At 29.9% G+C, this 23,966-nt stretch carries 24 protein-coding genes, 1 pseudogene and 1 riboswitch; of the genes and pseudogenes, 22 read left to right on the top strand and 3 right to left on the bottom strand.

Going from position 1 to position 23,966, the window contains the following annotated elements:
* Window positions 1-31 precede the first annotated feature (31 nt).
* From priA to K8M07_RS01450, 13 genes are all read left to right on the top strand, one after another.
* Window positions 32-2,521: a primosomal protein N' gene (gene priA / locus K8M07_RS01510; protein ID WP_223376054.1), complete on the top strand. Its 2,490-nt coding sequence runs from the start codon at window positions 32-34 to the stop codon at window positions 2,519-2,521.
* Between the two features lie 11 nt (window positions 2,522-2,532).
* Complete coding sequence (gene def, locus K8M07_RS01505) at window positions 2,533-3,000, top strand: peptide deformylase (protein ID WP_223376052.1); 468 nt, start codon at window positions 2,533-2,535, stop codon at window positions 2,998-3,000.
* A gap of 16 nt (window positions 3,001-3,016) precedes the next feature.
* Window positions 3,017-3,946, top strand: a complete 930-nt coding sequence (fmt, locus tag K8M07_RS01500) for a methionyl-tRNA formyltransferase (RefSeq protein WP_223376051.1) — start codon at window positions 3,017-3,019, stop codon at window positions 3,944-3,946.
* A gap of 26 nt (window positions 3,947-3,972) precedes the next feature.
* Window positions 3,973-4,683, top strand: coding sequence for a zinc metallopeptidase (locus tag K8M07_RS01495; RefSeq protein WP_223376049.1), 711 nt, complete (start codon window positions 3,973-3,975; stop codon window positions 4,681-4,683).
* A 64-nt stretch (window positions 4,684-4,747) separates the two neighbouring features.
* Window positions 4,748-6,088 carry a 16S rRNA (cytosine(967)-C(5))-methyltransferase RsmB gene (rsmB, locus tag K8M07_RS01490; protein ID WP_223376047.1) on the top strand — a complete coding sequence of 447 codons (1,341 nt, stop codon included), beginning with the start codon at window positions 4,748-4,750 and terminating at the stop codon, window positions 6,086-6,088.
* A gap of 54 nt (window positions 6,089-6,142) precedes the next feature.
* Window positions 6,143-7,195 carry a 23S rRNA (adenine(2503)-C(2))-methyltransferase RlmN gene (rlmN, locus tag K8M07_RS01485; RefSeq protein ID WP_223376046.1) on the top strand — a complete coding sequence of 351 codons (1,053 nt, stop codon included), beginning with the start codon at window positions 6,143-6,145 and terminating at the stop codon, window positions 7,193-7,195.
* Between the two features lie 10 nt (window positions 7,196-7,205).
* Window positions 7,206-7,940, top strand: coding sequence for a Stp1/IreP family PP2C-type Ser/Thr phosphatase (locus tag K8M07_RS01480; protein ID WP_223376045.1), 735 nt, complete (start codon window positions 7,206-7,208; stop codon window positions 7,938-7,940).
* A 15-nt stretch (window positions 7,941-7,955) separates the two neighbouring features.
* Complete coding sequence (gene pknB / locus K8M07_RS01475) at window positions 7,956-9,926, top strand: Stk1 family PASTA domain-containing Ser/Thr kinase (protein ID WP_223376043.1); 1,971 nt, start codon at window positions 7,956-7,958, stop codon at window positions 9,924-9,926.
* Window positions 9,927-9,935: 9 nt separating this feature from the next.
* Entirely contained in the window at window positions 9,936-10,814 is an 879-nt protein-coding gene (rsgA, locus tag K8M07_RS01470) for a ribosome small subunit-dependent GTPase A (protein ID WP_223376042.1), read from the top strand.
* 4 nt (window positions 10,815-10,818) lie between these two features.
* A complete protein-coding gene (gene rpe, locus K8M07_RS01465; protein ID WP_223376041.1) occupies window positions 10,819-11,466 on the top strand; it encodes a ribulose-phosphate 3-epimerase in 648 nt (215 codons plus the stop codon).
* 48 nt (window positions 11,467-11,514) lie between these two features.
* Window positions 11,515-11,618: riboswitch (TPP riboswitch) on the top strand.
* A 54-nt stretch (window positions 11,619-11,672) separates the two neighbouring features.
* Entirely contained in the window at window positions 11,673-12,215 is a 543-nt protein-coding gene (thiT, locus tag K8M07_RS01460; RefSeq protein ID WP_223376040.1) for an energy-coupled thiamine transporter ThiT, read from the top strand.
* Between the two features lie 15 nt (window positions 12,216-12,230).
* Window positions 12,231-12,866 carry a thiamine diphosphokinase gene (locus K8M07_RS01455; protein ID WP_223376039.1) on the top strand — a complete coding sequence of 212 codons (636 nt, stop codon included), beginning with the start codon at window positions 12,231-12,233 and terminating at the stop codon, window positions 12,864-12,866.
* A 106-nt stretch (window positions 12,867-12,972) separates the two neighbouring features.
* Window positions 12,973-13,137, top strand: coding sequence for a hypothetical protein (locus tag K8M07_RS01450; protein ID WP_223376037.1), 165 nt, complete (start codon window positions 12,973-12,975; stop codon window positions 13,135-13,137).
* A gap of 36 nt (window positions 13,138-13,173) precedes the next feature.
* Here the strand turns inward: K8M07_RS01450 and rpmB are convergent, their stop codons facing one another.
* A complete protein-coding gene (gene rpmB / locus K8M07_RS01445) occupies window positions 13,174-13,365 on the bottom strand; it encodes a 50S ribosomal protein L28 (protein WP_223376036.1) in 192 nt (63 codons plus the stop codon).
* 210 nt (window positions 13,366-13,575) lie between these two features.
* Here rpmB and K8M07_RS01440 point away from each other — a divergent pair, with 210 nt between their 5' ends.
* The 6 genes and pseudogenes from K8M07_RS01440 (at window position 13,576) to K8M07_RS01415 (ending at window position 19,261) form a co-directional block, all read left to right on the top strand.
* Window positions 13,576-13,932, top strand: coding sequence for an Asp23/Gls24 family envelope stress response protein (locus K8M07_RS01440; RefSeq protein ID WP_223376035.1), 357 nt, complete (start codon window positions 13,576-13,578; stop codon window positions 13,930-13,932).
* Window positions 13,933-13,950: 18 nt separating this feature from the next.
* Window positions 13,951-15,585 carry a DAK2 domain-containing protein gene (locus K8M07_RS01435; RefSeq protein WP_263282403.1) on the top strand — a complete coding sequence of 545 codons (1,635 nt, stop codon included), beginning with the start codon at window positions 13,951-13,953 and terminating at the stop codon, window positions 15,583-15,585.
* Between the two features lie 58 nt (window positions 15,586-15,643).
* Window positions 15,644-17,695: pseudogene (gene recG, locus K8M07_RS01430) on the top strand (ATP-dependent DNA helicase RecG); the annotation flags it as partial.
* Window positions 17,696-17,753: 58 nt separating this feature from the next.
* Window positions 17,754-18,314 carry a 16S rRNA (guanine(966)-N(2))-methyltransferase RsmD gene (rsmD, locus tag K8M07_RS01425; protein WP_223376034.1) on the top strand — a complete coding sequence of 187 codons (561 nt, stop codon included), beginning with the start codon at window positions 17,754-17,756 and terminating at the stop codon, window positions 18,312-18,314.
* A gap of 10 nt (window positions 18,315-18,324) precedes the next feature.
* Entirely contained in the window at window positions 18,325-18,810 is a 486-nt protein-coding gene (gene coaD, locus K8M07_RS01420; protein ID WP_223376033.1) for a pantetheine-phosphate adenylyltransferase, read from the top strand.
* A 1-nt stretch (window position 18,811) separates the two neighbouring features.
* The gene (locus K8M07_RS01415) at window positions 18,812-19,261 is read left to right on the top strand and encodes an ATPase (protein WP_223376032.1); all 450 of its coding nucleotides are present in this window, start codon (window positions 18,812-18,814) and stop codon (window positions 19,259-19,261) included.
* Here K8M07_RS01415 and ylbJ read toward each other — a convergent pair.
* Both ylbJ and K8M07_RS01405 read right to left on the bottom strand, forming a co-directional pair.
* On the bottom strand, window positions 19,258-20,454 hold the full coding sequence (gene ylbJ / locus K8M07_RS01410) for a sporulation integral membrane protein YlbJ (RefSeq protein ID WP_223376031.1): 1,197 nt from the start codon (window positions 20,452-20,454) through the stop codon (window positions 19,258-19,260). The genes K8M07_RS01415 and ylbJ overlap by 4 nt on opposite strands.
* A gap of 73 nt (window positions 20,455-20,527) precedes the next feature.
* Window positions 20,528-21,781 carry a nucleotidyltransferase gene (locus K8M07_RS01405; protein WP_223376030.1) on the bottom strand — a complete coding sequence of 418 codons (1,254 nt, stop codon included), beginning with the start codon at window positions 21,779-21,781 and terminating at the stop codon, window positions 20,528-20,530.
* 128 nt (window positions 21,782-21,909) lie between these two features.
* On the opposite strand from K8M07_RS01405, the gene K8M07_RS01400 reads away from it, so the two are divergent.
* From K8M07_RS01400 to rpmF, 3 genes are all read left to right on the top strand, one after another.
* Window positions 21,910-23,106, top strand: a complete 1,197-nt coding sequence (locus tag K8M07_RS01400) for an acetate/propionate family kinase (protein ID WP_223376029.1) — start codon at window positions 21,910-21,912, stop codon at window positions 23,104-23,106.
* A gap of 65 nt (window positions 23,107-23,171) precedes the next feature.
* Window positions 23,172-23,675, top strand: coding sequence for a YceD family protein (locus K8M07_RS01395; protein WP_223376028.1), 504 nt, complete (start codon window positions 23,172-23,174; stop codon window positions 23,673-23,675).
* A 13-nt stretch (window positions 23,676-23,688) separates the two neighbouring features.
* Window positions 23,689-23,868 (top strand): 50S ribosomal protein L32, encoded by a 180-nt coding sequence (gene rpmF, locus K8M07_RS01390; protein WP_223376026.1) that lies wholly within the window; start codon window positions 23,689-23,691, stop codon window positions 23,866-23,868.
* Window positions 23,869-23,966: the final 98 nt, after the last annotated feature.

Below are 23,966 nucleotides of genomic sequence, written 5' to 3'. Positions count from 1 at the left end.
AATATTTATTTAAATAGATTAAGGGACTGATATGATGAATAAAAAATATGCACAAGTTATTATTGATAATAAGGCTTCAAATACTGACAAGCCATATACTTATATAGTTAAACCCGATATGGTTGATACCATAGAAGTAGGTATGAGAGTTTTAGTTTCTTTTGGAAAAGGTAATAGAATAATTAAAGGAATTGTTATTAAAATTGATAATAAGTATAATAAAAAATATAAATTAAAAAGTATAATTGATGTAATCGATGATAGACCTCTTATATCAAGAGAGATGATTCAATTGAGTTTGTGGATATCTAAACAATATTTATGCTCTTACATAGATGCACTTCAATCAGTGCTCCCACCTGGGGATTTCAAGAAGGTTAAAACATATATTAAACTAAAGGATAATAAGTTTTTAATATCTAACAATAAGTTAAATCAATTGGAGAAGGATATTGTCAATTTAATTAATAGACATAAAGGTAAGGTTGAATTAGAAGTTATAAAGGATGCATTAAAAGATAAAAACGTAAATAAGACTATTAATAATTTAAAGGATAAAAAAATAGTAGAAACCTCATTAGCAATACAAACGTCTATTGAAAAAAAATATAAAAAAATTGTTTGTTTAGTAGATAGATCTATGTCCTATGATGATATGGTAGAAGTTATTGGTAGTAGAAGCTATAAACAGTTAGAAATTGCAAGGTTCTTATTAGATAATTATGATGAAATGTCAATGAAGGACTTGATGATTGAAACCAATAGTTCTTTATCTACAATTAAAGCTTTAGAAAGAAAGAATGTTATTAATATTTTCAAAAAGGAGGTCTATAGGACTCCAATTAAAGAAGACATTAAGTACTACAAAAAACACCAATTAACTGATGAACAAAAAAAATGTTTCGATTCAATAATGACCAGTATAAATAATAAGGATAAAAACAATAAATTTTTAATTCACGGTATAACAGGAAGTGGGAAAACTGAAATTTATCTTCAATTAGTTGAGGAAATGGTTAAAATAGAAAAAGAAACTATAATTTTAGTACCTGAAATTTCTTTAACTCCACAGACAATTGATAGATTTGTTGGTAGATTTGGAGATAATGTGGCAGTTCTTCATAGCAAATTATCTTATGGTGAAAGATTTGATCAGTGGAGAAAGATAAAGGAAGGTAAAGTAAAAATAGTAGTAGGAGCTCGCTCGGCAATATTTGCTCCTTTTACTAATTTGGGGTTAATAATAATTGATGAAGAACATGAAACTACATATAAATCCAGTATGAACCCTAAATATCATGCTATTGAAGTGGCAGAAAAGAGATGTGAGTTATCAGGAGCATATTTAGTTAAAGGAACTGCTACACCTTCTATTGATAGCTATTACAGGAGTAAAAGTGAAAACATAAAATTATTAGAATTAAAAAGTAGAGTTAATAACAGTAAATTGCCGGATGTTAAAATTATTGATATGAGAGAAGAATTAAATGATGGCAACAAATCAATATTCAGTAAAGAACTATATATGGGTATAGAAAAAAACCTTAGACAAGGGAAACAGACTATACTTTTCCTAAATAGAAGAGGCTATTCTACCTTTGTTTCTTGCAGGAACTGTGGTTATGTAGTAAAATGTAATGAATGTAGCATCTCGATGACTTACCATATGAAGGACAATAAACTTAAATGTCATTATTGTGGTTTATCAATAAAACCACCTAAAGTTTGTCCAGTTTGTAAAAGTAAGTATATAAAATATTTTGGTATAGGAACTGAAAAGGTAGAGAAATTTACAAGGAAGCTTTTCCCGCAAGCAAGGGTTATGAGAATGGACATGGATACTACCTCTAAAAAAGGGAGTCATGATCTAATTTTAAAGAAGATGAAAAATAGAGAAATTGATATATTAATTGGAACACAAATGATAGCCAAAGGATTAGACTTTAAGGATGTTACTCTAGTTGGAATAATTGCTGCTGATACCAGTTTGAATCTCCCTGACTTTAGATCTTCTGAAAGAACATTTCAACTTATTACTCAGGTAGCCGGTAGAGCTGGCAGGGGTAATTTTGAAGGCAATGTTATAATTCAAACTTATAATCCAGAACATTATAGTATACAATATGCAAAGAACCATGATTATGTTGATTTTTATAATAAGGAAATTCTTTTGAGAAAGGAATTTGGATATCCTCCTTTTACTAACATTATCTCAGTGATGTTATATGGAGAAAACAATAGAAATGTTGCAATAAAAATAAAGGAAGTTTATAATTTAGTAAAAGAGGAAATGCAAAACAATGGATTAGAAGATTTAGTAAAAAATATTATAGGACCTTCACCGGCACCTTTGGAAAAGATAAAGAAGAATTACAGATATCATATAATTATCAAATGTGAAGACGAGCATATTAACAAGTTAAGAAGTATTATAGAACGGGTATGTATATTGAATAAGAATAAAATTGATTTATCAGAAATTAAGTTTAATATAGATGTTAACCCTAATTCAATCTTATAGGAGGAAAGAGTATGGCAATTAGACAAATTAGATATAATGGAGATCCAATATTGAGAAAAGTATCTAGAGAAGTTACTGAGATAAATGATAGAATAAAAACATTAATGGAAGATATGATAGAAACAATGTATGAAAATGAAGGAGTAGGATTAGCTGCAGTTCAAGTTGGAGTATTGAGAAGAGTAGTAGTTATAGATATAGGTCAAGGGCCTATAAAATTAATAAACCCTGAGATAATTGAAGAAGAGGGTGAAAATATCGATGTGGAAGGTTGTTTAAGTATTCCAAATAGATCAGGAACAGTTAAAAGACCTGAAAGAGTTAAAGTAAAGTATTTGGATGAATTTGGGGAAGAAAAGGTAATCGAAGGAACAGGATTTTTAGCAAAAGCTCTTTGTCATGAAATAGATCACTTAGAGGGGATCCTCTTTATCGATAAGATTATTGAGGAGATAATACCTGAAGAAGATGAAGATTAGAGTTTGAGGTGATAATGTGAATATTGTTTTTATGGGTACACCAGATTTTGCAGTTCCATCTTTAGAAGCTTTATATAAGAGTGGACACAATATTTCTCTTGTAGTAACCCAAAAAGATAGACCAAGAGGAAGGGGCAAAAAAATATTGCCTACTCCTGTGAAGGAAAAAGCAATGGAACTAGGGTTAGAAGTATATCAGCCAGATTCAGTTAATTCCAGTGAATCTATCAGTAAAATAACGGAGATTTCACCAGATTGCATTGTAGTAATTGCCTTTGGGCAAATATTGAAAAAGAATATATTGAATCTTCCTAAATATGGATGCTTAAATATACATGCTTCTATTCTTCCCAAGTATAGAGGAGCTGCACCCATAAATTGGGCTATTATAAATGGAGAACAGGAAACAGGCATTTCAATTATGGAAATGGAAGAAGGGTTGGATACAGGTGATATCCTTAAAGTTGAAAAAATACCAATAGCAAATGATGATAATTCAGAAACTATTCATGATAGACTATCCTTATTGGGAAGTAAACTAATTGTAGAAACATTAAGCGACATTGAAAAAGGAAATGTTGAAAGAAGTCGTCAAAATGACCAAGAATCTACCTATGCACCAAAGATATCAAAAAAAACTGGTAGAATTGATTGGAATAGTAATGGAGATAATATAATAAACTTAGTAAGAGGACTAAAACCTTGGCCATCTGCTTATATGGTTTATAAAGATCAAAATGTAAAGATTCATGAAGTAGAAAAGATCGAAAAGTTTTTGGATACAGATAATGGAGTAGTTGTAAAAGTTGCAAATGAAGGTATATATGTAAACTGTAATGATTCTTGTATTGTCATTAAAGAATTACAGTTTTCAGGAAAGAAGAAACTTAAGGTATCAGATTATTTAAGAGGAAACAAATTTGAGGAGAATATAAGACTTATTTAACATCAGTAAAGCAAGGAGGGAAAGATATGTATGGTGGATATTACAGCGGGTTTTATGGAAGTGGAATAGGTGGGAATTGGTTCTTATTGTTAATGCTTGCTTTGATACTTTCTGCATATGCTCAATATAAAGTATCTTCATCTTTCAATAAATACTTGAAAGTACCTAGCCGATCAGGATATAGTGGAAGAGAAGTTGCAAGAATAATTTTAGATAGAAATGGATTAAATCACGTTAAAATTGAGACTATTGGAGGTAATCTAACAGATCATTATGATCCCAGATCTGAAGTTCTCAGACTATCTAGAAAAGTTTATAATGGTAGCTCGCTGGCAGCAGTTTCTGTGGCTGCTCATGAAGTTGGGCATGCAATACAACATGGAGAAGGATATTTCCCGCTTATTTTAAGAAACAATATAGCTCCAATAGCTAGCATTAGTTCAAGATTTGTTTGGATTCTTATTGTTTTAGGATTTGTTATTAGTCCATTTTTATTGGAAGTAGGGATAATTCTTTATTTAGCAATAGTATTATTCCAAGTAATCACTTTACCTGTTGAATTTAACGCTAGTAAAAGGGCATTATTACAACTTGAAGAAAATGGTGTAGTCTATAGCGATGAGATTGATTCATCTAAGAAAGTACTTAGTGCTGCTGCATTAACATATGTTGCTGCAACTTTAGTATCGTTTATACAGCTTTTAAGATTGCTTTCAATTTCAGGTAGAAGACGCTAAATTCTATATTTTAAATTATTTGCCTGGTTAATTCCAGGCAAAATGTTTTATAAGGAGAGAAAATATGAATTCTAGAGATATTGCATTGAATGTATTAATAGATATAAATTCAAAAGGAGCTTTTTCTAACTATTCTATAAACAAACATATAAATGGAAAAGTAAATTTGAAAGATGAAAATTTAATAAGGGAAATTGTATATGGTGTAATAGAAAACCGTTTGTATCTGGATTATATTATATCTAAATTATCTAAAAGAAAATTAGAGAAAATTCATAACATAACATTGGATATTCTTAGAATAGGAGTATACCAAATGGCCTTTATGGACAGAATTCCAGATAGAGCTGCAGTTAATGAATCGGTTAACTTAGGAAAGAGATATGGCCATAGAGGAATAAGTGGATTTGTTAATGGTATATTGCGTAACTTTTCAAGAAATAAAGAAAAATTGATGAAGGTTGACGAACAAAATGAGTTAGATTATCTATCAATTAAATATTCTCATCCAAAATGGATGGTTAAAAGATGGATCAAAGATTATGGTTCTGACTTTACTGAAAAATTATTAATAGCTAACAATTCAACACCGAAGTTAAATATACGAGTTAATACAATCAAGACTAGTAGACATGATCTAGCAGATATCTTGTCCAATTATGGATACACTGTTTTTAACACTAAATATGCAAAAGATGGACTTATAATTGAAAATCCAACAAAAATTACACAATTAGAAGAATTCAAATTAGGGTATTTTATCATACAGGATGAAAGTAGTATGCTGGTTTCACAGATAACTAATCCAAAGGAAAATAGTATAGTACTGGATTTATGCAGTGCACCTGGTGGAAAGTCTACCCACTTAGCTCAACAAATGAATAATAATGGTAGAATAATAAGCAGAGATATATATGAACATAAATTAAATCTAGTTGAGAATAACGCTAGCAGATTAGGAATAGATATAATAGAAACTCAGAAGTATGATGCATTAGAATTGGATATGGATATGCTTGAAAAGGTTGATTATTGTATTGTAGATGCTCCTTGCTCTGGATTGGGGATTATAAGGCGGAGACCTGAAATAAAATGGAATAGAAGAGAAACAGATATAAAGAATTTAACTAGAATTCAAAGTAATATATTGAATAATACAAAAAAATATGTAAAACCTGGAGGTTTTATAATATATAGTACTTGTACTTTAGGAAAAGAAGAAAATATATGTATAGTTAAAGAGTTTCTAGAGGAAAATAAAGAATTTAATCTAGTTGGTTTTGACGATTTAATCTGTTCAAATAAAAAATTAGAGTCAACTAAGGATGGTTATATTCAACTATTCCCAAATATTCATTATACTGATGGATTTTTTATTGCAAAAATACAGAAGAATAATAGATGATTTTTTTTCAGTTATGATATAATATAGAATTAAGAATAAACATGAGGTGATTTATTGAGTAAAATTGAGCTAAATAGTTTGACTTTTGATGAATTACAGGATTTTATAACTACCATTGATGAGAAGAAGTATAGAGCAGAACAATTGTACTCTTTTATCCATAAGAATTATGGAAAGGAGATTGAAGACATTACTGTATTCTCCAAAGACTTGCGGGACAAGCTAAACAGAATTGGGAAGTTGAATAATATTGAAATATTTAAAAGATTTGATTCTAAAGTTGATGATACAAAGAAATATTTATTTCTGCTGGAAGATGATAATATTATAGAAGGAGTGGCCATGGATTATAAACATGGTTTAACTGCCTGTATATCTACACAAGTTGGATGTAGAATGGGTTGCTCATTTTGTGCTTCAACAAAAGAGGGGCTCATTAGAATGTTAAATCCGTCAGAAATGGCAAATCAAATATATGCTATGGAAGAGGATTTAGATAAACAGATTAGTAATATTGTATTAATGGGAAGTGGTGAACCTTTAGATAACTATGATAATACTATAAAGTTTTTGGATATAATTCATCATAAAAAAGGCCATAACATTAGTTATAGAAATATTACATTATCCACTTGTGGATTGGTACCAAAGATTTATGAGTTAGCAGATGAACAAATACCTATAACACTATCCATATCTCTTCATTCACCTTTTGATGAAATACGAAAAACAATGATACCTATTGCTAAAAAATATTCGATAGAAGAGATTATGAATGCTTGTAAATATTATTATAATAAAACTAACAGAAGGATTACAATGGAATATACTCTTGTTAAAGGAGTTAATGATAGAAAACAGGATTTAAAGCAGTTGAAGACAATTTTAAAGGGATTAAATTGTCATGTTAATTTGATACCTCTAAATCCAATAGAAGAATTCAAAGAACAGAGGCCATCAAAAAAGAGTATTGAAAGATTCAAAACAGCTCTTAGTATTGCAAATATACCAGCAACTGTACGCAAAGAAATGGGTGGAGACATAAATGCTTCATGTGGACAGTTAAGGAGAAGGTTTACTAATAAGAGCAAAAACTTTTTTCAGTGAGGTGATCTATATGGAAGTTGGTATAAAAACTGATATAGGAAGGATTAGAGACATAAATCAAGATTTTTATTATATATCCTCTAGTACAGATTGTCATTTATTTATTATCGCAGATGGTATGGGAGGTCATAAAGCTGGAGAAATTGCTGCTAAGATTGCCATAGAAACAATTAGTTCCAGTTTAGAAAAGAATTTAAAAAACTTGAAATTAGATGATAATTATATTAAAAATAGTATAGAAGATTCCATATGGAAGGCCAATGAAAAAATATATAAAATGTCATTGGAAAATGATAAATGTTTTGGTATGGGAACTACTGTAACTTTAGCTTATGAAAATGATAATAGAATTTTTGTTGGTCATGTAGGAGATAGTAGAGCATATCTTTTAAGAGATAATGTTCTTCATCAAGTGACCACAGATCATTCATTAGTGGAAGAGTTGATTAGAAATGGAAGCATAAGTAAGGAAGAAGCTAAATATCATCCACAGAAGAACATAATAACTAGAGCTGTTGGGACTAGTAAAGAAATAGAAGTGGATTTAATAGTGAAGAAGAAAATTAAAGGTGATATACTGCTTTTATGTACTGACGGTTTGACAAATATGGTAGATGATGTAGAGATAAAAGAGTTATTGTGTAATAACGAGAATATACAGAGAGCCTGCGAACTTCTAGTAGAACTATCAAATAATAGGGGCGGCTATGATAATATTACGGTATTAACCATTAAATTTAAGTAAAGTGGGGTGATGGAAATGATTGGAACAGTACTTGGTGATAGATATGAAATAATACAAAAAATTGGTGGAGGTGGAATGGCTCTAGTATATAAGGCGAAATGTAGACTTCTAAACAGATATGTAGCAATTAAAGTATTAAGAGATGAATTTGTAAATGATGATGAATTTATAAGAAAATTTAGAAGGGAGTCGCAAGCAGCAGCTAGTCTATCTCATCCTAATATTGTAGGCATATATGATGTAGGAGTAGATAAGAAAGATGATCATAATATTTATTATATAGTTATGGAATATATTAGAGGGAAAACCTTAAAAGATGTAATTAGAGAGAAGGGAAAATTAACTGTTGATGAAACTATAGAATATTCAATTCAGATTGCTGAAGCGTTAGAGCATGCTCATAAAAATCACATTGTCCATCGAGATATTAAACCGCATAATATAATGATGAATGAAGATGGAAGGTTGAAAGTAACTGATTTTGGTATTGCAAGAGCCGCATCAGCTACAACAGTTACAAATACATCTAATGTGATAGGTTCAGTACATTATTTTTCACCTGAGCAAGCTCGAGGTGGATATACTGATGAAAAATCTGATATATATTCTCTTGGAATTGTTATGTATGAGATGATAACTGGTAGGGTACCTTTTGAAGGAGATAGTCCTATATCTGTTGCATTAAAACATATTCAAGAAGAAATTGTTCCCCCTAGGGAAATAGATGATTCAGTACCAATAAGATTACAAAATATTATTTTAAAATGTGTAAAAAAGAGTCAATTGGATAGATATATCACTGCTGGTGAATTATTAAGCGATTTGAAGAAAATTAGATCTACTAAAAAAGGCATTATTGCAAATAATGATGATTTTGAAGAAGATGCAACTCAAATAATTCCAATGATAAATAATGGGAATGGAGATAATATGATAAAGCAAAAAAAGAAAAAAAAGAAAAAAAAGAAAAAGAATCAAAAAGATGGAGGATTAAAAGTAGTTTTTCTTGCTATATTGTTAGCTTTTATAGTAGTAAGTTCTTTAGCATTAGGATTTTTTAAGTTTAGAGAGAGCTTTTTCCCTCAAGAGGTAGTAGTTCCTGATATAAGAGGACAGCATAGAGATGAAGCGGAAAAAGAAATAAGAAAGTTAGGCCTAAAATTTAGTATTGCGGAAGAAGTATATGATGATGAGCTAGAAAAGGGATTGGTAGTTTCTCAGAAAACAAAAGCTGGAACAACTGTCAAAGAAGGCTATACTATTGAAGTAAATGTTAGTAAAGGAAAACCATTGGTTACAGTACCAAATTTAAAAAATAGAAATATTAATGAGGTAGAGGCGATTTTAGAAGAAGCCAATTTAGAAGATGGTTTAGTAGATTATGCTTATAGTGATACTGTAGAGGAGAATACGGTTATAAGTCAGAGTCCAGAAGCTTTTTCAGAAGTTGAGGCAGGGACAAACGTCAATATTGTAGTAAGCCAAGGACCTGAAGTAAAATTAATAGATATGCCGCCGCTTGTAGGATTAAGCGAGCAAGAGGCTAAAAATGCTATTGTAGCAAATGAATTGGTGTTAGGGTCAGTTACTCAGGAGCCAAGTGATGAATATCCAGAAGGTACAGTAATTTGGCAAAGTATTGAGCCTGGTAATCAGATTGAAACAAATACTTCTATAGATCTATATGTTAGTAGTGGACCAGAAGAAGAATCAGAAGATAAAGATAAAGACAAAGATAAAGATAAAGATAAAGATAAAGATAAAGAAGTTCCTTTTGTCACCAATGTAACTCCAGTGGGTGAAGATGAAGAAGTAAAAATAAGAGTAGATAGAGTTCAAGATGAAGAAGAGGAAACTGTGTATAATAAAACTCATAAGATAGATGGAAAAACAATTCAAATTCCACTAAAAGGCAAGTTGGATGCAAAATTCAAATTCTATTATGATGGAGAATTTATAGAGGAAATAGAACATCCAGGAAGATAGGAGGTCTATATGATAGAAGGCATTATTATTAAAGGAATTGGTGGATTCTATTATGTAAAAACTAAAACAGATGTTTATGAGTGCAGGGCTAGAGGTATATTTAGAGAAAAAAATATAACCCCACTAGTTGGAGATAATGTCCTGATACGAATAAGCGATGAAGACAATACAGGATATATTGAAAAAATTAAACAAAGGAAATCTAAATTAACAAGGCCTCCTGTTGCAAATATTACTCAAGCTATAATAATTATGAGTGTTAAGGAACCTGCTTTAAGCTACTGGCTTTTAGATAGATTTTTAATAATGGCAGAACATGAAAATTTAGATATAGGTATATGTATAAATAAAATAGATCGAAGTGAACAAAATGAAATAAATAAAATCTATGATATTTACAATAAAATTTCATATTCAATATTGAAAACTAGTGCTAAGACAGGAGAAGGTATAGATGATTTAAAACAGATGCTGAAACACAATATAACTGTTTTTGCAGGGCCTTCTGGCGTTGGGAAATCATCTTTGCTAAATAAAATAGATCCTAGATTTGAGTTAAAAACAGGTGATGTAAGTAAAAAAACTAGCCGAGGAAAACATACTACTCGACATGTTGAATTGTTTAATTTGGATTCAGATAGTTATGTGTTAGATACACCTGGATTTAGTTCATTAAATTTAGATTTTATAGAAGACGAAATAGAGTTAAGTAAGTATTTTAAAGAAATTTATAGATATGGAGACAGATGTAAATTCAGTGGATGTTTACATTATAAGGAACCATGTTGTGAAGTGAAGATGCAGGTAGAAGAAGGAAACATAAGTAGTCAAAGATATGATAATTATATTCAGTTTCTTAAAGAGATTAAAAATAATAGGAGGTATTGATGTAATGGTCCAAATATCACCTTCCATCTTATCAGCAGATTTTGGAAGTTTAAAAGAGGAAATATTGAAACTGGAAAAAGGAGGAGCCGACTATATTCATCTAGATGTGATGGATGGTACATATGTACCAAATATTACTTTTGGTTCTCCTGTGATAAAAAAGTTAAGAAATATTACTGATATCCCTTTTGATGTCCATTTGATGATTGATAGACCTGAAAGATATATAAAAGATTTTGTAGATGCTGGAGCAGATATCATAACGGTACATCAGGAAGCGACAACTCATCTACATAGAACAATAGAAGAAATTAAATCCTATGGAATAAAGGTTGGAGTATCATTAAACCCAGCTACATCTTTAGATACTATCGAATATGTGTTAGATTATATAGATTTAGTACTCATAATGACTGTTAATCCTGGATTTGGAGGACAGAAATTCATAGGTTCGATGAAAAGAAAGATTAAAAAATTGAGAAATATGGTGGATGACAAAAATCTAGATATATTAATAGAAGCAGATGGAGGAATAAAATTAGACAATGCAAAAGAAATTATCGACTATGGGTTAGATATTGTAGTCGTTGGCTCAGGAATATTTGAAGCCAAAAATATAACCGAAAGAACCAAAATTTTCAAGTCCTTATAATTGCAATATGAATTTAATGTGTTATAATGTAAATAACAGTAGAATATTGTGTGTCACTAGGGGAGCACAAAATAGCTGAGAGGGGATACATATCCCGACCCTTTAAACCTGGACTAGATAATTCTAGCGTAGGAAAGTGTATATTGTTTTATCTACCCATTACTAAGTTCAGGTAATGGGTATTATTTTTTAAGGAGGAATAATAAATGAAAAAATGGAGCACTAAGATGATAGTGGAAGCAGGAATTATGATTGCTCTAGCCATCTTGTTGGACAGAGTTAAAATTTACGAAGCACCACAAGGTGGATCAGTAACTGCTGGAAGTATGATACCTATATTTCTATTTGCTTTTAGATGGGGAGTAGGACCTGGAGTTATCGCTGGAGCAGTTTTTGGTATTTTACAATTAATGTTTGGAGCATGGATATTTTCACCAGTACAAGCAATATTAGAATATCCTGTTGCATTTGGATGTCTTGGATTAGCGGGACTTTTTTCAAAGAATATTATTATGGGAAAAGGCAATATTCTATTGGGAATTATAACCGGTGTTTTTTTAGGAATTGGTACTAGATTTATATGTCACCTATTAGCAGGAGTAATATTCTTTAGCGAATATGCAGGAACTCAAAATCCTTGGATTTATTCTTTTATATATCAAGCAACTTATTTAATACCTGAATTTATAATATCTTCAATAGTTTTATATTTAATTTGGAAACCACTAAGTAAAATATCTAGAGAGTAGAGGATGAATTATTGAATGAAAGCATTGATTATATTACATGGAGATGTGACTGATTTAAATTTATTAAAGAAGCTTGGTGAAGAATCAGATTTTATATTATCTGCTGATGGAGGAACTGATTATTGCATACAGGCGTCCTTATATCCTGATTTAGTAATGGGAGATTTGGATTCGATTTCTAAAGACACATTAAATATTATACTCAAGAAGGATATACCTATAAGGAAGTTTCCGGTAAAAAAGGATGAAACCGATTCTGAGTTATCAATTGATTATTTAATAAAAAAAGGGGCCACATATATAACATTAATAGGGGCTACTGGAAATAGATTAGATCATACCTTAGCAAATATTTACTTATTATCAAGGTTAAACGAAAAAGGCGTTGAGGGTAAAATAATTGATGGGAATAATACTATATATTTAGTTGATGATGAATTAATATTGCCTAAGGAAAAAGGTACTTATATATCTGTGGTTCCAATTGTAGAGAAAGGTATAATTGTTTCATTAAAAGGTTTTGAATACGAGTTGGATAAAGCAAAAATTGATTTTGGATCTTCACAAGGTATTAGTAATAGCATAGTAGAGCCCAACGGCTTTATAAAAGTACATGAAGGAAAATGTTTAATTTTTGTTTCAAGGGATTAAGCTATTAAGCAAGTTTTAATATTAAAATTAAAGCTTGCTTTTTATTTTGTAACAGAATCTAAATTAGAAGAATAGTATAGAGTAAGATTGTCATTGAGGTGATTAAATGAAATCCTTTTATTATAGATATAAACACAAGACTAAAAAAATAATAGGTATTGTATTGGCAGTAATAGGTGCGTTAATTGTCATAAACATAATACCTATAGAATTTTTACTCTTGCTAATAGGACTGATATTAATATCATTGGGAATTTTGATCATAAAATAAGGCTTCCATTTTTTCCTAGGTTGGAAGCCTTATTTTTTATAATGCTCTTTCAACTTTTCCAGACCTTAAACATCTCGTACAGACATTAATTCTTTTAGGAGAGCCATTTACTATAGCTTTTACCTTTCTAATGTTTGGAGACCAATTTCTGTTATTTTTTTTATTTGAAAAGCTTACACTATTTCCAAATACTTTTCCTTTCCCACATATATCACATTTTTTAGCCATAAGAACACCTCCTTATCTATTGAAAAAAGAACGATTAGTCATATTCTGTCTCTTTCCATAATAACATATTATATTGTAACACAATAAATAATAAAAAAGCAACTAAAATTATGGATAAAACTAATACTTTTAAGGAATTAGTTGAACTATTTTATAGAATAGGGTAAAATATACCCATAAATATTATTCAGAATAAGGAGGCGATGTTTCGTGCCAGGTAGAAGCAAAAATCAGTATGGATATATTGACATAGATGATAATGTAATTGCTACAATTTCGGGGCTTTCAGCCATGGAGAGTTATGGAATAGTAGGTATGGCAAGCAAAAACGCCACTGATGGTTTTTTTGAGCTATTAAAAAGAGATAACTTATCAAAAGGAGTTAAAATATATACAGAAAAGGATGAAATTATAATTAATTTGCATGTAATATTACAATATGGAATTAAAATATCTGTTGTAGCTGAAAATATAATTGAAAAAGTAAAGTTTAATGTAGAAAACCTCACAGGACTTAAAATAAAAAAAGTAAATGTATATGTACAAGGAATTAGAGTAGAAAAGTAGTTTAAGGAGGTACTATAATTGAGTATGACATATATAGATGGCGATATGCTCAAAAAAGCGTTTATAGGAGCCGCCAATTTATTAGTAAAAAATAAAGAAAAAGTCAATGAGTTAAATGTGTTCCCCGTACCAGATGGAGATACGGGTACTAATATGTCGTTGACTATGATATCAGCAGTGAAACAAATCTCAAATTTAGATAAATATGGTGTTGGTGAAGTTGCTGTTGCTGCTAGCAATGGTTCCTTAATGGGAGCAAGAGGTAATTCTGGGGTAATACTTTCTCAATTGTTTAGAGGATTTTCCAATGGGTTAAAAGGAAAAGATACTGTAGATGTTGTTGGGATAGCACAGGCTTTCAAGATGGCATCTGATACTGCATATAAAGCAGTAATGAAACCTACAGAAGGTACTATATTAACTGTTGCTAGGGAGTGCGCAGACTACGGGTCGACTTTGGCAAAAGAAGAAAAAGATATTCTTGTTTTCTTAGAAAAGGTTATAAAACATGGCAATAAAACACTTAATAAAACTCCAGATATGTTACCGGTTTTAAAAGATGCGGGAGTAGTAGATGCTGGAGGAAAAGGACTAATGGTTGTATTAACTGGAGCTTATAATGCTATCACTTTTAAGGAATCTGTTGATTTAGATAGTTTCAAATCTGAACCTATTGAACCCGAAACTGTTTCACAAGAGATTGATTTTGCAGATATAAAATATGGTTATTGTACAGAATTTATGATAAATACATCTAATGAAGATTATGAAAGATTTAGAGATGATATATCAGATTATGGCGACTCTTTGCTCGTTGTAGGTGGAGAAAATTTAATTAAAGTTCACATACACACTAATAATCCAGGTGAGGTTTTAGAAAAGGCTTTAAAAATTGGTGAATTAAATGATATAAAAATAGATAATATGAGATATCAACATAAACATATAATGGATGAAGAAGAATATGAAGAATTAACTGAATCAGAAGATGAATCAAAAAAGTATAGTTTTATAACTGTCTCCGTAGGAGATGGGCTAGATAATATATTTAATGAGTTGAACGTGGATTATATCATACCAGGTGGTCAAACAATGAACCCAAGTACTGAAGACATATTAAATGCAATAGAGAAAGTTAAAGGAGAAAATATAATAATACTACCTAATAATGGGAATATAATATTAGCTGCAGACCAGGCAAAAGCATTAAGCGATAAGAATGTATATGTATTTCCTACAAAAACAATCCCAGAAGGTATAGCTGGGTTACTATCTTTTGATAAGGAAATAGATGTAAGAGAAAATCTAGAGAATATGCAAGAAGCAGTTAAAGATGTAATAACTGGGCAGGTAACATATTCCGTTAGAGATTCAGAAATAAACGATAAAAAGATAAACAAAGATGATATAATCGGAATTTCACAAGGAGATATAATGTGTAATGGAAACGATATAGAAGAAGTATCATTTGAACTATTGAAAGATATTGTAAATGAAGATTCTTCTCTCATAACAATCTTTTATGGGAATGAAATTGAAGAAAAACAAGCTATGAAGCTATCTGAAAGACTGGAGACAGAATTTGAAGATTTTGATATAGAATTAGTGTATGGTGGCCAACCGCTATATTATTATATTTTTTCAATAGAATAAATGATTCCCTACCAGATGGTAGGGAGTTTTACTTAGATATAAAGAAGAGAAAGCTGAGGAGGTAATCGTGTCTATTCAATACATAAAAGGAGTAGGGCCTAAGAGGGCAGCACGGCTTAAAAAACTGAATATACATACTGTTGAGGATTTGTTATATTTCGCACCTAGAGAATATGATGATAGAACTAAATTCAAATATTTATCTCAATGTATTAAAGGAGAGAAGGTTAGTTTAAGGGTACAGGTGTCTGGATATCCTTCTAAACTTAGATCAAGAAAGAATTTATCAATATTAAAGATTCCTGTAGAGGATCAAACAGGAAATGCTACTTTAGTATGGTTTAATCAGAATTATATAGCTCAAAAATTATCGATTGGAGATAAAATTGCGATAAATGGTAAAGTGGACTATTTTGGTAATGAAATTCAAATAACAAATCCAGTTTTTGAAAAGGGTAATGAAAAAAAGATTGGTAAAATAATACCAATATATCCTCTTACTGATAAGCTAACAAATAATGAGATGATAAAGATAATGGAAAATGCGATCAAATATCATGTGGATGATATACCTGAAAGATTATCAACTAGTTTAAGAGAAGAGTTACAATTGATGCCAGTAAAGGAAGCTATTATCAATATACATTTTCCTAAAGATAGAGCTCATTATATTCAAGCTAGAAGAAGGCTGGTTTTTGAAGAACTTCTTACATTACAACTTGGGTTGTTTTTAATAAAGAGTCGTACTAAAGAGTTAAACAAAGGAATTCAATATCCTCATACAAAAGATATTTATGATTTTATTAATAATTTGCCTTTTAATCTTACTAATGCGCAGAAGAGAGTTTTTAAGGAAATAGAAGCTGATATGGAAAAAGATGAGCAGATGAATAGATTGGTTCAAGGAGATGTAGGTTCAGGAAAAACAATAGTAGGAATTCTTGCTATGTTTAAGGCTTGGAAATCTGGTTATCAATCTGTAATGATGGCACCCACTGAAATATTAGCTACACAACATTATGAGTCCATATCAAATTTTCTTTCAAATTATAATATTAGGTGTGAATTGTTAGTAGGCAGTCTTTCAAATAAGAAAAAAGAAGAGATTTTAGATGAGCTTAAAAGAGGAGATATAGATATATTAGTTGGAACTCATGCCGTAATTCAAGATAAAGTTGAATTTAATAGATTAGGCTTAGCAATAACTGATGAACAGCATAGATTTGGAGTTAAGCAACGAGCAATACTAAGTCAAAAAGGTAAAAACCCAGATATTTTGGTAATGACTGCAACTCCAATTCCTAGAACTTTAGCATTGATATTATATGGAGATTTGGATATCTCAATTATTGATGAATTACCTCCAGGAAGAAAAGAAATAGAAACCTATGCCGTTGGATCGAATATGATTGATAGGATTAATAATTTTGTTAGAAAACAGATATTAGAAGGAAGACAAGCCTATATAGTATGTCCGCTAATAGAGGAAAGTGATACTTTAGACGTTAAATCTGCTGAAGAACTATATATGTCTTTAAAAGATGAAACATTTAAAGAATTTAAGGTAGGATTGCTTCATGGTAGAATGAAATCTAATGAAAAAGATAGTATTATGCAAAAATTTGTAGATAAAGAGTTGGACATTTTAATATCTACTACAGTTATAGAAGTGGGCGTTAATGTTCCCAATGTAAATATTATGGTAATATATAATGCTGAGAGATTTGGTTTAGCTCAACTACATCAATTGAGAGGTAGAGTAGGTAGAGGTGAATATCAGTCTTATTGTATTTTAATAAATGGAAGCAATAGCAAGATTTCAAGACAAAGGATGAGAATACTCCAAAAATCATCTGATGGGTTTTATATATCTGAAAAGGATTTAGAATTAAGAGGTCCTGGAGAATTTTTTGGTACCAGGCAGCATGGATTGCCAGAACTAAAGGTTGCAAACTTATTCTCAGATATGAATCTATTGAAACTTACCCAAAAAAAAGCCAAAGATATATTGAAAGAAGATGCATTACTTTTAGATGAAAAATATTCTTTATTAAGACAAAACATAATAAGTTTATTCAAGGATAGGATTAATGATTTAATTTTAAACTAATACTATTAATGTTGACAAAAAATATGATAAAATATATCTTGTAAGATGAGGTGATTTTTTGAGAGTAATATCTGGGCGAAAAAAAGGATATGGATTAAAGGCACCAAAGGGTAGACAAACTAGACCTACTGAAGATAGAATTAAAGAATCTCTATTCAATATTTTAATGGAGATACATGATGAAAGCATAGTTTTGGATTTATTTGCAGGATCTGGTTCTATTGGAATTGAATTTTTGAGTAGAGGTGCAAGAAAATTATTTTTTGTTGATAGATCTTATGATAGTATAAAATGTATAAAAGAAAATCTACAACATACTGATTTAAGTGATAGTGCTGAGGTTTTAAAAACAGATGCAATTAAGTCTATTATGTTGTTTGCAGATAAAGATATTAAATTTGATTATATTTTTGCAGATCCACCATATGGACAGGATTTAATTATAAAAACTATTGAAAAGATTTCAAAGGAAAATATACTAAAGGAAAATGGTTTATTGATTTTAGAACATGAAAAAAATTTAGTATTAAAAGATAAAATAGATAGTTTAAAAAAGACTGATTGTAGAGAATATGGAAGTAAAAATTTAACATTTTTTACTAAAGATAAATTGATATAGGAGGTTTAAGATGAAAGTAATTTATCCAGGAAGTTTTGATCCAGTAACCTATGGGCATTTAGATATAATTGATAGATGTTCTAAAAGTTTTGATAAAGTAATAGTAGCTGTATTAAACAATAATTATAAAAAAAATATGTTCTCTGTAGAGGAAAGATTGAACCTGTTAAGGGAAACATTGAAAGAATATGACAATGTAGAAGTAGATGCATTCTCTGGTCTTTTAGTTGACTATGCTAATAAGAGAAATTGCTCAACAATAATTAGAGGGTTAAGAGCAATTTCGGATTTAGAATATGAAATGCAGATGTCTCTTGTAAACAAAAAATTAGAAGAGGATTTGGAAACATTATTTATGGTGTCACGAGGAAAATATTCATATTTAAGCTCAAGTATAGTGAAAGAAGTAGCTATGTTTGGTGGCAAAATATCATGTTTTGTACCAAAAGTAGTTGAAAGAGCATTAAAAGAAAAGATGAATGGGGGTCAAGATTAAAATGGATGTATTAAAATTAGTTGACGAAATAGAAGATGTTTTAGAAAATGCTTCTTCTATGCCTTTTTCAAACAAGGTTATGGTAGATGCTGATGAGTTGTTTGAAATTATAAGGGAAATAAGAATAAAACTTCCTGATGAAATAAAACAAGCTAGTTGGATTAAGGGAGAGAGACAGAGAATTTTAGCAGAAGCTCAAAAAGATGCTGATACGATTTTAAATGAAGCAGAATTAAAATTAGAAGAGTTAGTAGATGAAAATGAGATAACTAAAAAGGCAAATGAGATAGCTGAGGAAATAATTGCTAAGGCTAAAAATAATGCTAAAGAGATTAGACTAGGATCTTTGCAATATGCTGATAACATATTACTTGAAGCTCAAGAGAGTTTAAAGAAGACTATTGAGCTTATTAATTCCAATAGACGGGAGCTTAGAGGAGATAATAATTAATTGTCTGATGAAATTTCATATATTATCAACATAATCAAAGAACAGATCAACATATAGATTGTAGTGAATACTACTAATTTCAATGAGTTCATGAACAATAGTGTCCACTCAGTAGAGTATAGATGATATGGTATATGTAGTTCAGGTGCAAGGGAAGGTTTAACTAGGTTTTTATATTTTATAGTGTATAATATAAAACCATATAAACTAGAAAAAATACCATGAATAAATTTAGAAAAAATATATATTTTATTGTTTATATCTGTTTTGCTTATAAAACTTAATGCTTGACTGTGTATGGAAAAACCACTCCAACCAATTAAAAAATTAATTATTAATATTTTATAGATTAAGTTAATATTTACAGTTGATATTCTTTGACAACCAGTTGTTATTTCCAACAAACCGGCTATGAAGCCATGTAATAATTCTTTATTTACATTTATGGGTAACATGTTATTGAGTAAACCTATCAAGGAATTAAAAAAATTGGATACAAATAATAATTCTGTTAGTACAGAATAGAAAACTATAAATCCGCCTATTAATAATATTGTATTTATACTATTCTTCACGCTATTACTGAGAATAGAACCAATTGAAAGGTCTCTACCTAAATTTGTCTTTATTAAATTTAATGTATTGGTTTTATGTGTGTTTCTTTTTGAAATAATATTTTCTTTTTTCTTGTAAAACCTCATTATAATACCTACAGTTATAGCTCCTAGATAGTGAGGATATATTATTAAAGGAGCTATAGAGGAGTTTTTTAATATACCTATTGATACTGCACCTAGCATGAATAAGGGACCCGATGTACTTGAAAAACATATGGCCCTTTCTGCTTCAGTTTTTGATATTAAATTCTTTTCTCTTAAATCCGATACTATTTTTGCTCCCATCGGATAACCAGATATTATACTCATGCAGAATGGAAAAGCTCCTTCACCACGAACATTGAATAAAGGTTTCATTATTCGCTGTAGAGCCTTACCTATAAATTTTACGAACCCTATACTAATTAGAATTTCTGAAACTATAAAAAATGGGAATAGGGAAGGAATAACTACGTTAAACCATGTTGACAAGCCTTTATAGGCGCTATCTAAGGATATCTGTGGGTATTTGATAATGCCAATTAGAAGATATAAAATAAGCATTAAAAAAAGAAAATTTTTGATATATTTCTTCATTTATGAATCAACTCCCTTTATTAAATTATATTTTTATTAAAATTTTATATGAAAAAACAACAGAGAAACTCTGTTATTTTTTCATATAAGGAGTTGCATAGTAGTCCATATTCATAAATGTTTTTTGATTCATTAATCCAAGAAAAAATAAATCGGTAGCCTTTTTATCAAAAGAAATAATTTTATGTATATAAGGATTATTTAATTTATCATAATCCGAAAATTTTACTATTATTGGCAAATCAGATTTCTCCTTGATCTTATTCAATAATATAAAACCTTTTTTGTTTGCACCTAGTACTCTTAAATATGCTGGATAGTGAGTATATAGATCTTCAAATATAGATTGAGTTAAGCCTGTCATTAGATGAGTCAGTATTCTTTGTATTCTGGTCTTTGGATATCTTTTGGTTGATATAGACTGAACGAAATGATAGATATCATTGTGCTGAGTACTTTTCTGAATTATTCTATTATCGAGTCCTGTTTCTATGTCCATGATGTTCGATAACTCATCTATGATTCCAATTCTTAATAAATAGTGAATGATTTGGTTATAATTATGTAGTGAATTAAATCTATTATAATTATTTTTATAATCCAATATATGTTTATATGATTGATCAGGTAAATATTTCTTAACGCCTATGATATCATTATTTAATAAGGATTTTCTTATTGCAGTAGCACTAGCAAGTTTTTGATCCAATAAGGGTTCATGGTATTTGCTACCTATTCTTTTAAAAGTAATAGGCTTGATATTGCTTTTCAAGCTTATTAATGCTTTTAAATATTCAATTGCTAATATATTATTAGGCATATTTAAAATTTCAGCAATATTAATATGTTTTATTTTATCTATTTCATATTTATGAAAATAATCTTCTAGTGCTTTGCTACGGGATACTGAGAATGAATTCCCCATATCTAAATATTTCTTTAAATTGTTTTTGTAATAATGAGGTTCTTTGCATAGTATCTTTGCTATTTTATTTAATAAGTTTAAATTGTCTAATTCACTGCCAAAGCATACATAATCTACAATATTTAGATTATGTAGTAAAGAAATATTTCCATAAGCAAATAGTTCAGCAGATTGAGTTGAAAATATAAAAGGTAATTCTATAACCAAATCCACTCCATTATCGATTGCCATCTTGGCTTTAGTCCATTTATCGACTAGAGATGGTTCACCCCTTTGAACAAAGGAACCACTCATGATAGCTATCGAGTATTCTGAATTTGTCATGTTTTTAGACATGTTTAAATGATATTTATGTCCAAAGTGGAAAGGATTGTATTCAGTTATTAAACCAACAACACTCATATTAGTAACCTCCACTAGTTTTATTGATATTATAACATAAAAACGACATAATATTATATCGTTGATTTTTTCACATAATTATAATAAAATATACTCGATGGAAGAACAAAACAGAGGAGGAATTGGAGATGAATATTTTAGTTATTAATTGTGGTAGTTCTTCATTAAAATATCAATTAATAAATATGAAGAATGAGGAAGTAAGAGCAAAAGGTTTGGTAGAAAGAATAGGGATTGAAGGATCAAGAGTTAAACATACAACTACAGGCAAAGAGGAAGTAATCATTGAAGAACCTATGAAAGACCACAGAAAAGCTTTGGAACTGGTTTTAAATGCTCTTGTGGATTCAAATTATGGAGCAATTAAATCAATGGATGATATAAATGCAGTTGGTCATAGAGTTGTTCATGGAGGAGAAAGATTTGCTAATTCAGTAATTATTGATGATGAAGTTATGAAGGTTATAGAAGAGTGTGTAGAATTAGCGCCATTACATAATCCACCAAACATTATGGGGATAGAAGCATGTAAAGAGCTTATGCCAAATACACCTATGGTAGCAGTCTTTGATACAGCTTTCCATCAAACTATACCTGCAGAAAACTATATTTATCCATTGCCATATGAATATTATGAAAAGTATGGAATTAGAAAATATGGTTTTCACGGAACATCACATAAATATGTATCGTTAAAAGCTGCTGAAATGATGAATAAACCAATTGATGAACTAAATATTATAACCTGTCACTTAGGAAATGGAGCTAGTGTTTGTGCGGTTAATGGTGGGAAATCTATTGATACAAGTATGGGATTTACACCGTTGGAAGGATTGGCTATGGGCACTAGGACTGGAGATATTGATCCGGCCATAATTCCATTCTTAATGGAGAAGGAGGACTTATCTTTTGATGAAGTAAATAAAATGTTAAACAAGAAATCTGGAGTTCTTGGAATTTCTGGTTTGAGTAGTGACTTTAGAGATCTTGAAGATGCTGCAAATGAAGGTAATGAAAGAGCAGAGTTAGCTTTAAATATATTCTGCAATAGAGTAAAAGAGTATATAGGAGCTTATTCAGCTTTAATGTGCAATGTTGATGCATTAGTTTTCACTGCAGGCATAGGAGAAAATTCTATAAGCATTAGAGAAAGAATATGTGATGGATTAGACTGTATTGATATAAGATTAGATAAAAAATTAAATGATGTTAGAGGAAAAGAAGCTATAATATCTAAAGATTCAAGCTCTGTTAAAGTTATTGTAATACCAACTAATGAAGAATTAATGATTGCTAAAGATACAAAAGAGCTAGTTGAAAAATAATATATTTCTTGACAAATACTAGTCTCCTTTATATAATAATGTTTGTTAGTCTAAGAGGTGAAAATATGAAGATTGACTTATCAAAACTTCATGATGAAACTTTATCTAGTATTTCCTTTGAAGGGGAAATAAAAAAGAATGAGTTGGACATCAACGGGAGAGAAATCAAGTTTATAGAACCTATAAAATATGATGGTAAGATATATAAAGTTGATGATAATAAGATAGTACATGTAAACATAACTTATGTATATGAAGAAATCTGTGGAAGATGTCTGGAACCTTTTGTTAACAGAGAGAGTACAGTTTTATCAGGAAAACTAGTTAGAAAATCCAATGATGAAGATGATGATGAAGTTGTATACTACTCTGATGAGAAACTGGATTTAACAGAAGATATTATAAGTATGATAATTCTATCTCTTCCTATGAAACCTCTTTGTGATGAAGAGTGTAAGGGAATTTGCCCGAAGTGCGGTGTGAATCGTAATGAAGAAGATTGTGATTGTGTTATAGAGGACATTGATCCTAGATTTGCAATTCTTAAAGATTTTTCCTTTAAGGAATAAGGAGGTGTTTTAGATGGCAGTACCAAAACGAAAAACGTCTAAAGCTAGAAAGAATAAAAGAAGAGCTTCTGCATATAAATTAAACAAGGCTACAATTACAGAATGCCCACAATGTCATGAGCCTAAATTACCACACAGGGTTTGTAGAGCTTGTGGATATTATAGGGATAGAGAAGTTTTAGATGTAGAATAATTTATAAAATTTATCAGTTTTACTCGTTTAAATTGAGATAGTGATATTATTCACTATCTTTTTTTCTATAAATATTGCTTTTTTGCGTATTCTATAAT

This window comes from Schnuerera sp. xch1 (assembly GCF_019931165.1).
Classification (GTDB): Bacteria; Bacillota; Clostridia; order Tissierellales; family Tepidimicrobiaceae; genus JAIOUP01.
This window is presented reverse-complemented; position numbering and strand designations above follow the sequence as displayed.

Bases quoted from the DNA above. Each gene is read 5' to 3' on its own strand.
- priA (WP_223376054.1), top strand. From the start codon at position 32: ATGATGAATAAAAAATATGCACAAGTTATTATTGATAATAAGGCTTCA.
- def (WP_223376052.1), top strand. From the start codon at position 2,533: ATGGCAATTAGACAAATTAGATATAATGGAGATCCAATATTGAGAAAA.
- K8M07_RS01495 (WP_223376049.1), top strand. From the start codon at position 3,973: ATGTATGGTGGATATTACAGCGGGTTTTATGGAAGTGGAATAGGTGGG.
- rsmB (WP_223376047.1), top strand. From the start codon at position 4,748: ATGAATTCTAGAGATATTGCATTGAATGTATTAATAGATATAAATTCA.
- K8M07_RS01480 (WP_223376045.1), top strand. From the start codon at position 7,206: ATGGAAGTTGGTATAAAAACTGATATAGGAAGGATTAGAGACATAAAT.
- pknB (WP_223376043.1), top strand. From the start codon at position 7,956: ATGATTGGAACAGTACTTGGTGATAGATATGAAATAATACAAAAAATT.
- rsgA (WP_223376042.1), top strand. From the start codon at position 9,936: ATGATAGAAGGCATTATTATTAAAGGAATTGGTGGATTCTATTATGTA.
- rpe (WP_223376041.1), top strand. From the start codon at position 10,819: ATGGTCCAAATATCACCTTCCATCTTATCAGCAGATTTTGGAAGTTTA.
- thiT (WP_223376040.1), top strand. From the start codon at position 11,673: ATGAAAAAATGGAGCACTAAGATGATAGTGGAAGCAGGAATTATGATT.
- K8M07_RS01455 (WP_223376039.1), top strand. From the start codon at position 12,231: ATGAAAGCATTGATTATATTACATGGAGATGTGACTGATTTAAATTTA.
- K8M07_RS01450 (WP_223376037.1), top strand. From the start codon at position 12,973: ATGAAATCCTTTTATTATAGATATAAACACAAGACTAAAAAAATAATA.
- rpmB (WP_223376036.1), bottom strand. From the start codon at position 13,365: ATGGCTAAAAAATGTGATATATGTGGGAAAGGAAAAGTATTTGGAAAT.
- coaD (WP_223376033.1), top strand. From the start codon at position 18,325: ATGAAAGTAATTTATCCAGGAAGTTTTGATCCAGTAACCTATGGGCAT.
- K8M07_RS01415 (WP_223376032.1), top strand. From the start codon at position 18,812: ATGGATGTATTAAAATTAGTTGACGAAATAGAAGATGTTTTAGAAAAT.
- ylbJ (WP_223376031.1), bottom strand. From the start codon at position 20,454: ATGAAGAAATATATCAAAAATTTTCTTTTTTTAATGCTTATTTTATAT.
- K8M07_RS01405 (WP_223376030.1), bottom strand. From the start codon at position 21,781: ATGAGTGTTGTTGGTTTAATAACTGAATACAATCCTTTCCACTTTGGA.
- K8M07_RS01400 (WP_223376029.1), top strand. From the start codon at position 21,910: ATGAATATTTTAGTTATTAATTGTGGTAGTTCTTCATTAAAATATCAA.
- K8M07_RS01395 (WP_223376028.1), top strand. From the start codon at position 23,172: ATGAAGATTGACTTATCAAAACTTCATGATGAAACTTTATCTAGTATT.
- rpmF (WP_223376026.1), top strand. From the start codon at position 23,689: ATGGCAGTACCAAAACGAAAAACGTCTAAAGCTAGAAAGAATAAAAGA.